This is a genomic window from Rhodococcus sp. HM1 (assembly GCF_023218075.1).
Lineage (GTDB): Bacteria > Actinomycetota > Actinomycetes > Mycobacteriales > Mycobacteriaceae > Rhodococcus.
Genome location: NZ_JALPTB010000002.1, coordinates 78,317 through 91,149 on the forward strand (window position 1 = coordinate 78,317; position 12,833 = coordinate 91,149).

Sequence of the window (12,833 nt, forward strand, 5' to 3'; positions counted from 1 at the left end):
TTCTCCTTGCCACCGTCGGGCTCCTTCCCAGGCCCTCGGTGGACCTCGAGAAGAAGCGAACCTGCAGCAGCACCCACACCCCGGCCGACACGCCCCGAAGGTGGGGAATTACGTGACGGCCGGGTGAGGAATTACGTGGATCTGTCGCACTTTCCGTGAAGGTCCTAACGGCCTCCTGATCAGGGATGATTCGGTAGCAACCAAGATCATCATGGTGTGACCTCGCGCCCCTGACGGCCCTGCTGCCGCATCTGACCGACGTCGTAGTCGACGCCGTCCGCCTCGCCGGCTCCACGATCCGGATCCACGCCCACCCTCACCGCAACCAGGCGCAGTGCCCGAAGTGCGACACCTCGTCGAGCCGGGTCCATTCCCGGTACCGCCGCCGACCGGCCGACACCGCGATCGGTGCCCGCCCGGTCGTACTCGAACTGACCGTCCGTCGATTCTTCTGCGTCAACACGCACTGCACGACAATCACATTCGCCGAACAGATACCCGGTTTGACGAAACGGTTCGCCCGCCGCACAACCGTGCTCGACGCGGTACTCGAAGCGATCGGGCTGGCGCTGGCCGGCCGCGCCGGCGCCCGCCTGGCAGCCCGGCTCGGGATCGAGGTCGGCCGCGACACCCTGCTGCGGGCGGTGCGTGCGATCCCGGACCGGCCCATCGAGCAGACCCCGATTCTGGGTGTCGATGATTTCGCGATCCGCCGCGGCCACCATTACGGCACCGTCGTCGTGGACCTGACCACGAGCCGGCCTATCGATCTGCTGCCGGACCGCACCAGCGGCACCGTCGCCGCATGGCTGCAGGAACACCCCGGCGCCGAGGTGGTGTGTCGTGACCGTGCCGGTGCCTACGCCGAAGCAGTGCGCACCGGCGCACCGGATGCGGTGCAGGTCGCCGATCGGTGGCATCTGTGGCACAACCTCGTCGGCGCGGTGGAGGACACGGTTGTTCGGCACCGCGCCGATCTTCGTCCACCACCCGAACTCACAGACCCCAACGCGACGGACCAACATACCGAGAGCAATTGCGGTACAAGTCCTTCAGGCGCAGAGATGCCGGACGGCCGGTTGGTCTCCCGGACCAGGGAACGGCACACAGCCGTGCATCAACTCGTTTCGAGCGGGATGACGATCTCGGCGATCAGCAGGGAACTGCGTCTCGACCGCAAGACCGTGCGTCGCTTCGCCCGCGCTCGTACCGTCGACGAGCTGTTGACCACCACTCGGACGGCAGGACCCACCCTGCTGAGTGAGCACGAACCCTACCTGCGAGAACGCTTCGCTGCGGGATGCACCGACGCCGCCCGCCTGACCGCGGAGATCACCGAACGCGGCTACCGAGGCAGCGCCAAGACCGTCCGCAGGTTTCTGCAGCCACTCCGCACAGAACACAGGATGCGGCCGGCACCACCGCAGGCACCGTCCGTCCGGCAGGTCACCGGATGGCTGACCTGCCGACCCGACCGCCTCACCGACGCCGACAGCGGCCGCCTCACCGACATCCTCGAACACAGTCCGGCGTTGACCGCCCTGCGCGAGCACGTGCGCGGCTTCGCGCAGCTCATGACAGAGCGGCGCGGACGCGAACTCGCCGACTGGATGAACGGCATCGACGCCACCGGATCACCGGCCCTGCGGTCCTTCGCCGCGGGTCTGCGCCGTGACCTCGATGCCGTCACCGCCGGACTGACCCTCGAACACAACTCCGGGCCGGTCGAAGGCCATGTGAACCGGATCATTATGTGGAATCTGGGTGTGTCAAGTTCATTTGCGTGTGGGCTGGTTGACCGAGGTGATCGGTAGCAGTGTGGCGGTCGCTGGAACACCGATGTCTCGTGGCGTCGTACCGGTCGGCGTCGGAACGTCGACCAGCCGCTCCAGGAGGTTGTCGAGGGCGCGCTGGCCGTCGTCGACGGCGGCGCGTTCGTCGTCGCTGAGTGGGATCGCGACGAGCATGCGCTGCAGGTTGTCCTTGGCTTCGAGCAGCTGAGCTTTGCCGGATGCCTTGGGTGCGTAGAAGTCGCAGCGGGCGCAGGCCATCCTGTGCGGGCATTGCTCGAAGAAAGTGTAGGTGCAGTATCCGTGCCCGAGATCGTAGTACTGCCATGGTGTTTCATCTCCGACTGTGTTGGAGGTGACGGCGTCGCGGTCGATGAGGACCTCGATGGTGCGGACGTTGCGGGAGAAGTAGCCAGCGTCGGTGTAGGCCCGTGTCAGCGCGGTCGGGGTGATCTTCGCGTAGTACTGCGTCGATTGTGGAGAGCGGTGGCCGAGCCAGGCCTGCAGCTCGAACAGGGTCATGGGCTCTTTGGCGTTGTAGAGCTGGCTGGCGATCGTGGATCGGGCCCGGTGGCTGGTGATATTCCCGCGGACGTCGGCGGTCGGGACACCCGCCTTATGGCAGAGCAGCGGGATGACCGTGTTGTTGATGTAAGACGAAGAGATTCGGCGGGCGCGGAAGGCGAACAGTACGTCGACTCGCTCGCCGCTGCGGCGGTCGTGAAACTGCGGTTGGGAGGGGCGCATCGCCTGCCACGTGTCGAGGGCCTGGCCGAGGATCGGGTCGACAGGCTTGGTGAACGCGGTGCCGGTCTTGTGCGCCGGAACATCGAGCAGGCAGACCGCATCGCGGGCAAGAATCTGATCGGAGTCGCCGTCGATGGGGGTGTCGTCATGTTGCCAACGGATGCAGCCGACCCGCAGGCGGGCGATCTCGTCGCTGCGTAGTCCGGAGAACAGCCAGGTCAGGGTGATCGCGTGGACCAGTTCGAACGGGTAGAAGTGACCGGATCTCGTCTCGGGGAGATCGGCCTGCGACAAGTTCAGTCCCGCCCACAGCAGCTTGGCCCAGATGTCGTCGGCGATCACCCTCGGGTTCGGGCCGAGGAGGGCGGTGATGCTGCGCGGAGTGGCCAGCGCCCGCCCCGGATCGAAACGACGCGGCAGCCACTCCCATTCCTGACAGTCGGAAAAGAACCTTCGGATCGACGACAGGTGACCATCTTTGGTCGAGGCCTGCAGCGGCTTACCAACGCGTTCGTCGAGTCCGGTGGTGCGGTGCACGTAGTCGCCGACATTCATCCGGTCCACTGCGGCGACCCAGGCCGCACACGTCTGCCTCGTCCACGCCGCCGGATCTGCGGCGTCGGGATGCTCGGCTGCGATCCAGCGGCCGACCTTGACCAGGCGGGACCGGACGTTGCCGCGTGCCCGCGGCGTCAATGTCGAGGTCGCGTACCAGCGGTCGACCCACTGCTGCCAGACCTGCGGACCGCCGACCGCTCGAGCCGAGCGACGATCGTGGCTGCGTGGTGGAGGGTCACAGAATCCCAGGGCATTCACGGCCCGCTGCACGGCATGGACCGTGTTGAGCCGGGCACCGCCGAGCAGACGGTCACGGCGGATCCGATCGAACAGGTCGGTGCCGAGGTCCTCGATGTGTGGGCTGCGGTTGAGCAGGAACAGCTGGCTGAGCACCATCGGTAGCAGCGTGTCGCCTTCGCGGCCAAGGCGGTAGCCCCACACGGCGAGAACTGCACGGAGCCGGCCGATTTCGCCGTTGACTCGGTCGCGCCCGAAGATCCGCCAGGACAAGGTCAAGCGCTGGAAGCTGCCGAGCCGATGGAACTCGGTGAACGAGCCCAGCAGGTAGGCGTGCGCGGCGAGGTAGGGGCGGACCTCGTCGCCGGCCCAGGCGGGTGCGTTCCGGCGGAACTCGGCCTGATCGCGGCCGAGCAGTTCGACCCATTCCTGCGTGCTCCAGCCCCAGAAGGTCTGCTCCATCTCGGCGCATCGCACCAGCAGCACCGCGACCGCATCGGCCATGGTTCGCCGTCGATGCGCGGTGGCAGGTGAATCCAGTCCTGCGTTGACTGCCTCCAGCGGTCGCAGCAGTCGTTCGATCAGGAGCCATCCCGGCGCGTGCGGATCGTGATCGTGCAGTCGCCGCAGGTTGCGCACGCCGAGTTCGTCGATGGCCCGCACCTCATCGTCTCGGACCTCGAGTGTGGTGTCGAATCCATACGCGACGAGCGGTGAGCACCAACGTGATTCGGATCCAGGTTCGGGTGTCCCCGGCAGGGGCGCGGTCACCGCGGCGCTCCCGCCGTCGCGGCATCCATGCCGGTGAGCATCGAAATCCGCCAGGCATGAATGTGGTCCATGCCGCGGCCGAGCTTGTCGGCCAGGTCCCGCCCCGACAGGTGGATGTATCGCAGCGTCGAGTCCGTGTGGCGATGACCGGCGAAGGCCGCAATCGTGTGCAGCTCCCTGCCCATCCGGGCCAGATCGGTCAGACACAGGTGCCGGGTGGTGTGCGTGGACAACCGCGGAACATCGGCGGCCAGGGCGATGCGTCGCACCACCTTCGACCACGTCCACAGGGTCAGCGGTTGGGCGTGATTGCGGTGGGACTCCGACAGGAACAGCGGTCCGCGGGCTCTGCTCAGGCTCGCCCGGTGCGTCAGATAGTCCGACAGCAACACACCGGTCGCGGCCGAATACGGCACGACCCGCTCGAGCCGGTTCTTCGTCGTCTCCGCTCGGATCCGCAGGGTGCGGTGGGCGGGGTCGACATCGTCGGTGCGGAGCGAGCACAGCTCCTCACGGCGCAGCGCGGCATCGTAGGCCAGGGCAAGCATCACCCGGTTGCGGACCGGTTCCGCGGCGGCGACGGCCAAGATGTCCACCCACTGCTCCTCGGTGGGAATCCAGGGCAGCTTCGTCAATCGGGGCACCAACCCGCGCTGGTGCCCGCCACCGCGTTGACCTGGCGTGAAACGGCCCCGGCCAACGGGATTGGACTCGCGCAGGCCCTCCTCCATGAGGTGGTCGTAGAACAACCGCACCGACACGAGACGTTGTTGAATGGTGGCATTCGCCAGGCCGGAGCCGGAGTCGATCGAGACCACGTTCGCGCCGCGACGACTTGGCCGTTCGGTCAACTCCCGCACATAGATCCCGACATGCGCCTTACTCGCCGTGAGCGGGTCGACGCCCTCCCGTTCGCACAATTCCAGGTACTCGGCGAGCCCCCGGGCGTAGGCGTCGATCGTCCGCGGCGCCCTCCCGAGATCGGTCCATACCCGCAGCCACCCGGCCGCCTGCGCATGCCGGCCCAGCACCGGCCACTTCTCCTCCAACACCACCGTGCCGTTCAAGCCGTCTCCTCAGTTCCGTGGTCGACACCGAGGAGACATGATCATCTCCGCGGGCCAGATTCCACGTAACTTCTAAGATGCTCAAACGGCAGATGTACGGGCGAGCCAACCTCGACCTGCTCCGCAAACGCGTCATCCACCTCGAATAGCGAAGCGTGGCAGCGACTTCACGGAAAGTGCGACAGATCCAATTACGTGACGGACCAACCCCTCAACCTGGGGAATTACATGACCGCTGACAGATGTGGTATCGGTCATGGATCGATCGCTCATTGCTCTGTTCTCGTCAATCTGAACTCGGTCGAAACAAGGCATACCCATGAACGCCACGACACGGGGGTGGGCTCCCGTGGAACCCACCCCCCTGTGCAATATCAGGTCGCGGTGCGCGTTCGGTCTTCGTTGCGGTCAGGCCACGATGTTCTTGCTCCGTAGTTCCGCGATCCGCTCGGTGGACAGTCCGATCTCGGCCAGGACGGAATCTGTGTGTTCTCCGATCGTGCAACCGGCATCCGCCTTCACCGCCGAGCGTGAGAACCGCGTGAGCGGTGCGAGCCGGCGATGCTCGTCGAAGATCGGACTGTCCGCGATCACCGTGTATCCGGCATCGAAGTACTTATCCTCCTGAAGGTGTGCCTCCGGGGTCTTCTCTGTCACGGCAACGCATCCGACATCGGCTGAGGTAAGTTCTTTCTCCCACTCCGACTTCGATCGGGTGCGGAGAACCTCGGCGAGCGCTTCGGTCAGGCCCGCGTCGTTGGCCCGGCGGAGTTCCGCCGTCGCATACTCGTGCTGGTCCAGATCCACATACGACTTCATCGCATCGACGAGAACTGCCCATTCGGACTCCTGCGGAGCGGCAAGGAAGATCCAGCCGTCGTTCGTCTCGTAAAGACGGTAGAGGGCGTCGAGTCCGTACAGGTCAGGACCGGCAGCCGGTGTTGTGGGTTTGCCGGCGTAGTCGATGTTGCGATCCATCAACACGTGGGTTGCGCTCGCCAGCATCGTTGTGGTCATCTCGCCGACTGGACGTCCCCGCTTGCGGGCCAGCAACCCGAGAAGAAGCGCTGAAGCGACGCCGAGGGCAGCGACGCCGTCGGCCTGAACCGAGGGACTCGCGCCTGCGGCTTGGAAGAGTGGGACAAAGCGCTTGATTTCGTCGAGGTTGGAGCCGATGAGATCGTTCCGTCCGAGATCGCTGATGGCCAACCCGCTCGCGGCACCGATGGACGGTGCATAGGCGGGGCTCTTCCCGAACGGTCCGTCGGTACCGTATCCCGGGGCGTTGAGGTAGATCAGATCAGGATTGAGCGCGCGCAGGGTTGCTGCGTCTACTCCGATCCGTTCGGCCGCCCCCGCACGATAGCTCTGCAGGACCAGGTCGCACTTCTTCGCGAGGTCATGAACGATCGAGAGGCCCTCGGGTGTGTTGATGTCGAGAGCGACAGATTCCTTGCCTTGGAGAACCTTGGCGCCGCCGGCTTCGGGGAACGCCATGAGTGACCGTATCGTGTCACCCGCGAGAGGCTCGATTTTGATGACGCGGGCGCCGAGGTCTGTCAACAGGGTCGCTCCGTAGGGAGCTGCAAACATCGAACCGAGTTCGAGGACGGTGACGTCGGCGAGTGGAAGTGCCGAACCAGCAGCGTTGCTTTCGCGAACTGACGGGACGGACACCATGGCGTCGAGTGACGGTTCTGTGTCACCGAGGCGGGGCGCGGGTCGAAGTTCTGTCAGCGGTGCTCCGTCGACGTGGACGAGAGTTGACGGTTGCCGAACTGCTCCAAGCTCGGGGTCGTCGACAACCACCACACGACCGTCGTGAACGAGTTGCGGATGATCGAGTGCCGATTCTGGAGTATTGAGGATCTCTGCTGTGACGTTCGGGTTCTTGTCGAACACGTCCTGCCACTCGGCGAGGGTGCGCTCCCGTACCTTTTCGAGCATCAGCTCCCACAGTTCGACCCGACGCTCGACGTCTTCGAACAATGGAATTCCCTGCCAGTAGGGATCGGTGAAGACATGGGCGAGTCCGAATTCGGTCATCATCGCGTGGAAGAGCCGTGGTTCCGTCTGTGCGAATTGGAGCCAATGATCATCCTTCGTCTGTGCAACGAGCAGCGGATAGATCAGTGGAGCACTGGGTCGGCCTTCGTCGTCGAATGCGTACCGGGGCTGGTACGCCTCGGGCCAGCGCCTGCAGACGAGTTCGAAGAACCAGTTGTATGGATCCATCGAAGCGGTGCCCCGAAGCAGATCCGCCTCGACGTGCTGGCCGATACCGCTGCTCTCGCGTTCGTACAACGCTGTGAGGATGCCGTGTACTGCGGTGTGTGCGGCACCCCACGAGGGCCACGGGGTGGCCAGGAATGCAGGACCTGGACGCGGTGTCATCCGGGCCTTTCCGTGGAAGACACCCATCCGGGCGAGGACAAGTGCTTCGTATCCCTTGTCGTTCGCCCACGGTCCGGTGCTGCCCCAGCCGGTGATCGAGGCGCTGACCAGTCGCGGGTTCAAGTCGCCGAGACGTGCGGGCCCGAGCCCCAGGCGTTCGAGCGCCGCGGGCCGAGACGTCGTGACGAGGACATCTGCGCTGCGGAGCAGGTCTTCCAATCGAGCACGGCCGTCATCGGTATGCAGGTCTAATACGACGCTCTTCTTGCCACGGGCGAGAGCAGGCCAACCGGCAACTTCGCGCAAGGGGCTGCCTGTCGGCGGCTCGACCATGAGGACGTCGGCACCCGCGTCGGCGAGAAACACGCTCGCGTATGCGCCGGGAGTGGTGGTCGACAGATCGATCACGCTCAGACCATTGAGGGGTGAGGAGGATCGGGGATCGGTGGCGTTCACAGGGGACCTTTCGAGGAGGGGTCGGCGAACGAGGTAGGTGAGAACCTTATAACTAACTAAGTGAACTATGTGTAGTGTCACAGTGCCGCTCGCCGGATCGCCCGCACGCGTACGTGAGATTGAGGGAAAGGCTGTTCGCGTCGAGTTCGTCTGCGCTCTCGGTCGCAGTGGCCACCGCTTCGCACTCCCTCTGGGGTCACGTATACCGCGGTCTACCAGGTATTCTACAGGCCACTTATGTTACTTGGTTCTCTTCGGTATGTGCCGCCCCTTCTGTGGCACGTCGGCGACACCCGGTGCTTGCCGAGTTCGGGACCGCGCGGCTGCCACGCCGGCGCGAAGGCGCGAAAGAGCTCGGCCGGAGCCGGTCCGATCATCAGACGGTCCGGCAGGACACGCATCGCCAGGGTCTGCGACGTGTATTGGCCGATCCGCGGGAGTGCTGGCGCTGCTGAGTCCTGCGAGTCAGCGTCGCCGGCTCGGAGGGCTCCACGCGCCGGTCAGGTCGATGGCGCCGAGCAGTCCGCTCTTGAGAACCTTGTTGGTCGGGGTGCGTGGCAACGCGTCGGTCAGGGTGAGGTACTTCGGCAGGCTGTGCTTGGGTAGGCGACTTGTCAGCCACTCGTAGAGCGCAGGCTCGTCCAGTGTGGAGTTCGCGACGACCTCCGCGGCGATCAAAACCTCTTGTCCTGCAATGGAATCGGGAACTCCAAGTACCGCGCATCCGGAAAGCTGCGGGTGCTCGTCGATCACTGCCTCGACGGCGGTGGTCGAAATGTTCTCGCCCATCCGTCGAATCGTGTCCCCGGCCCGATGCAGAAACTCGAAGTTGCCGTCGGGATGGCGAATGACGACATCGCCCGTGTGATACCAGCCGCCGTCCAGGGCACGTGCGGTCGCCTCCGGTTGGTTGAGGTAACCGACCATGATTATGAGTCGGTCGTCGGGCCGGATCCAGAGCTCGCCCGGTTCGCCGTCGGCGACGGGGTGCCCCTCCTCGTCCACCACCTGTGCCCGATAGCCGTCGCGGACGCGTCCGCACCACGTGTGCTCGAGATCGGGCGGGTCGCTCAGGACGAGCGGGAAGCCGACTTCGGTGGAACCGTAGAGGTCGTAACACCTCACGGCGAATCGCTTCGCGAATTCCGCAGCGAGAGCGACATTGTGTCCGGCGAACACGGCCTCCAGTGGGTTGTCGGCGTCGTCGGCCCGCGGCGGCAAGGCCAGCAGGAGAGAACTGAGGAAGGTGCCCGTGGTGCATCCGAACCTACGCACGTCATCCATCGTGGCCTTGGCCGAGAACTTCTCGCGGAAAACGACTCTGCCACCTGTGTTGCACATGGTGACCAAGGGGCTTCTTCCGGTCACATGAAACATCGGGTGGCAATCGTAGGTCACATCGTCCGGGCCGAGGGGAATCCGGTCGATGGTGGTGGCGAACTGCGCCCAATCCAGCACCACTCCCTTGGCCGGACCTGTGCTGCCGGAGGTGTAGATCACGCACGCGATGTCGCTCGGTCTCGGCAGTACCTGGATTTCGGTGGTGGCCGCAGCCAGTGTTTCCCACGCGCCACGCTCGACAGCCCGAACCGGTAAGGCGGGTCGGGTGTCTCGAATGCGGTCGACGAATTCTGGTCGCGCCAGGCACAGCATCGGCGCGGCATCGTCGAGGACATGCTCGAGGAATGCGCCGTTCAGATCGGGGTTGACCGGTATCTCCACCGCACCCAGGCAACCGAGGGCGATCCACACCATCGCGGCATCGATCGAAGGTGGCAGCCAGGTCGCGACGTGGGAGCCGGGCCCGACACCGAGGCTTCTCAGCTGCTCGGCCCACTTGCATACGCCGTCCCATGTCGCGCCGTAGGTGGCGCTACCGCCCGTCACTTCCAGCAGAAACGGTCGATCGGGTTCCGATCGGGCGCGCGAGCGTAGCTGGACCGGCAGTACCGAGGCGGGGTCGGTGGCCATGGCGACGAGGGGTGATGCGGACACTTGCTGTTCCTTTCCTCAACGTCGTTGCCGGGCAACCTGGGTTCGCGTCGCAGGTTCGGGCAACCTAAGCACTCGACAGTATTGCTCTCTTCTCTCCGCTGCGTGCATAGCCGGGAAGGAATGGTCGGTGCGGCATCCTCGACCGCTCATCGCGATTCGACGTGACCGCTGCTTCGGGGACATGATGGCACGTAGGAGAGCGGTAGATTACTAGGTGATACAAGATATCAACGGACTGCGATGACAGGAGCGACATGACGGGGCGGGTGGTGGTAACGGGTGGCAGTGGGAAGTTGGGCCGTGCGGTGGTGGCAGATTTGCAGCGTCACGGCTGGAAGGTGACGAGCATCGATCGCATCCGGCCCACAGATTCCTCTGCTCCGACCGTGATCGCCGACTTGCGTGATCTCGGTCAGGCCACCGACGCGATGTCGTCCGTGGACAGCAGATATCGCCGAGTGGACGCGGTCGTCCACCTGGCTGCTATTCCCGGGCCCGGGTTGGCTACCGACTCGGAGACTTTCGAGAATAACCTGATGACCACCTACAATGTCTTCACGGCCGCGATCCGCGCCGGGGTGAAGAAGGTGGTGTGGGCGTCGAGCGAGACGTTGCTCGGCATCCCGTTCACTACACCACCGCCGTACCTTCCGGTGGACGAGAATTATCCAGCGCGCCCGGAATCGTCGTATTCACTCGCGAAGCATCTCGAGGAGACTATGGCAACCGAGTTGGCTCGGTGGAATCCGGACTTGTCGCTGACCGCTCTACGGTTCTCGAACGTTCTGGATGAGGGCGACTACGAGCGGTTCCCGGAATACGACACCGATCCAACGCTGAGGCGTTGGAACTTGTGGGCGTACATCGATAGTCGCGACGGCGCGCAGGCGGTGCGCAAAGCGCTCGAGCGGGATAACACGGGCCTCGACACCTTCGTGATCGCAAACGCCGACACGGTGATGTCCAGGTCGACCACCGACCTTGTCGCCGAGCAGTTTCCGGGTGTGCCGACCCGCCGCGTCTTCCATGAGAACGAGACGCTTCTATGCATCGACAAGGCTCGCCGGGTGTTGGGATACGAACCGCAATTCGGTTGGCAACGGAATAGGCGATGACCCCGTGGACCCGGTCCGGACGGCCGCCGGCCGGCGGTGAACCGCTCACGGCGCTGCCTACCAGGCAACATTATTGATTTCCGATCACGGCGAGATGAAAGAAGGCAAGACCATGAGCAGTAGCGTCGAATCCGTTGATGCGCTGGTGGAAACCACCGGTCGGCCGCATCCGGCCCGTTCGCGCCCCGACCTGTATCCCCTTGTCGGGAAGGTGCAGGCTCGCTACGCCGACATGGATGCAAATGCACACCTGAACAATCTCGCCCTGGAATCGATGCACGAGGATGCTCGTGCGGTTTTGAATGCGCAGGTCTTCCCAGGTGTGTACGACTCGGGAATGCGTCCACTGCGGTTGGTCACGTCCCAGAACGCCGTCCATTTCCTTGCCGAAGCGCATTGGCCCGCCGTCATCGACACCGGCGTCGGCGTCGGCCGGATCGGCCGAACCTCGTTCGTGGCGTCCTCGGCACTCTTTCGTGACGGAGTGTGCATCAGTGTTTGCGACACCGTACTTGTCGCGGTCGGTGACGGCGGCCCTGTTCCGATACCGGACTTCGCTCGAAAAATGCTGCGCAACCTACAGATCGGGCACAGTTCACCATCCCACTGAGGTTCCCTACCGGCGTGCGTGCCCTGTCCGGCCCGTATCGCGCAGGGCACGCATGAGCTCGGCCAAGTGGTCGGGCTTCCACCCGTCCTGATCTTCACCCCAGCCGATCTTCCCGTCGAAATCCCAGCGCATCAGCGCGTTGGCGCCGGTGCCGTGTTCGCACATGTGGCTCACGGCGAAACCCTCGGCATCCATGGTGCGACCCGTGACGTCGACGAGCTGCACCTCCATGTGAGCGCTCCACGGTACGGGGGTCGCGATAGTTCCGCATGCGGCTACGTGTCTTGTCGAGACGCTCGAACCGTCCATCCTTCAACAGCCAGCCGACATTGAGCGGCGAGAATCCTGCGGCGTCGCCGTCCTGGGGACGAACAAAGCTCAGGAAACCGGTCTCGGCGCCGGCGTGGCCGAAGATGTACTGGATGCGGCCGCGGCCGCGTTGCCGCTCGACCTGCCGCCACGACGGTCCACCGGGTTCGCGAACCGTGTATTGGCCACGCAGATGTTCGGGCTTGCGACTCTGCAGGTGCGCGCCGCCGCGCGGACCCCACGTACGGTCCCGGACGGAGTGACAGTCGATCTCGATGCGCTCGCCGTCGAGTACGAGTTCGCCGGTGAGGTGACCGAGTTGATCGAAGTGGGGATTGAACATCGCGGGCGCCTCACCGGGTGTGAACCGCTGCGCCGGGTGCGCGCTGCGGTGTTCGAACTCGATGGCGAACTTTGCTGCCGGATCGGAGTAGGCGATGTGGTAGTCCATGGTCGGCTTCAGGGCTTTGACGCTGAAACCGCCCGCAGGGAAAGTGATGTCGCGGAGGTCGGGATTGTCGATCATCGGAGCCGGCCCCGAGTTGCGGAAGTACGCGAGGCGTCCGGGGTCGGCTCCGCGCGGGTTCCACGCGAACACACGCCACCTGACGGTGCCCTGGTTGGGCAGATGCGCGGCGTGGAGCCACCCGCCGATCCGGCGTTCGGGCACGTTGAACGACCACCACGTCGTTTCGGTTTCGTAGGGGTCGTCGCTGAGTCGGTGGTAGGTGTCGTCTTCGGGGAGGAATGGTGCGTCGGCGACGGTGTTCGAGGTCATGGGCAC

8 protein-coding genes are annotated in these 12,833 nt (G+C 64.7%); 3 read left to right on the forward strand and 5 right to left on the reverse strand.

Going from position 1 to position 12,833, the window contains the following annotated elements; translation table 11 throughout:
• Window positions 1-251 precede the first annotated feature (251 nt).
• Window positions 252-1,814, forward strand: a complete 1,563-nt coding sequence (locus M1M07_RS01470) for an ISL3 family transposase (protein WP_248673176.1) — start codon at window positions 252-254, stop codon at window positions 1,812-1,814.
• Here the strand turns inward: M1M07_RS01470 and M1M07_RS32965 are convergent.
• The 4 genes from M1M07_RS32965 to M1M07_RS01490 form a co-directional block, all read right to left on the reverse strand.
• Window positions 1,776-4,103, reverse strand: coding sequence for a tyrosine-type recombinase/integrase (locus tag M1M07_RS32965; protein WP_248673078.1), 2,328 nt, complete (start codon window positions 4,101-4,103; stop codon window positions 1,776-1,778). The two genes, M1M07_RS01470 and M1M07_RS32965, sit on opposite strands and share 39 nt — an antisense overlap.
• The gene (locus M1M07_RS01480; protein ID WP_248673079.1) at window positions 4,100-5,170 is read right to left on the reverse strand and encodes a site-specific integrase; all 1,071 of its coding nucleotides are present in this window, start codon (window positions 5,168-5,170) and stop codon (window positions 4,100-4,102) included. The genes M1M07_RS32965 and M1M07_RS01480 overlap by 4 nt, the downstream gene beginning before the upstream one ends.
• A 408-nt stretch (window positions 5,171-5,578) precedes the next feature.
• Entirely contained in the window at window positions 5,579-8,020 is a 2,442-nt protein-coding gene (locus tag M1M07_RS01485; protein ID WP_248673080.1) for a CaiB/BaiF CoA-transferase family protein, read from the reverse strand.
• A gap of 465 nt (window positions 8,021-8,485) precedes the next feature.
• A complete protein-coding gene (locus M1M07_RS01490) occupies window positions 8,486-10,015 on the reverse strand; it encodes a class I adenylate-forming enzyme family protein (protein ID WP_248673081.1) in 1,530 nt (509 codons plus the stop codon).
• A gap of 254 nt (window positions 10,016-10,269) precedes the next feature.
• Here M1M07_RS01490 and M1M07_RS01495 point away from each other — a divergent pair, with 254 nt between their 5' ends.
• On the forward strand, window positions 10,270-11,130 hold the full coding sequence (locus M1M07_RS01495; protein WP_248673082.1) for an NAD(P)-dependent oxidoreductase: 861 nt from the start codon (window positions 10,270-10,272) through the stop codon (window positions 11,128-11,130).
• Between the two features lie 94 nt (window positions 11,131-11,224).
• The gene (locus tag M1M07_RS01500) at window positions 11,225-11,740 is read left to right on the forward strand and encodes an acyl-CoA thioesterase (protein WP_248673083.1); all 516 of its coding nucleotides are present in this window, start codon (window positions 11,225-11,227) and stop codon (window positions 11,738-11,740) included.
• Between the two features lie 94 nt (window positions 11,741-11,834).
• On the opposite strand, the gene M1M07_RS01505 is transcribed toward M1M07_RS01500, so the two are convergent.
• A complete protein-coding gene (locus M1M07_RS01505; protein WP_248673084.1) occupies window positions 11,835-12,827 on the reverse strand; it encodes a hypothetical protein in 993 nt (330 codons plus the stop codon).
• Window positions 12,828-12,833 lie beyond the last annotated feature (6 nt).

What these genes read in the sequence shown, in the direction of transcription:
- M1M07_RS01505 (WP_248673084.1), bottom strand. Translation starts at nt 12,827, where the DNA reads ATGACCTCGAACACCGTCGCCGACGCACCATTCCTCCCCGAAGACGAC.
- M1M07_RS01495 (WP_248673082.1), top strand. Translation starts at nt 10,270, where the DNA reads ATGACGGGGCGGGTGGTGGTAACGGGTGGCAGTGGGAAGTTGGGCCGT.
- M1M07_RS01500 (WP_248673083.1), top strand. Translation starts at nt 11,225, where the DNA reads ATGAAAGAAGGCAAGACCATGAGCAGTAGCGTCGAATCCGTTGATGCG.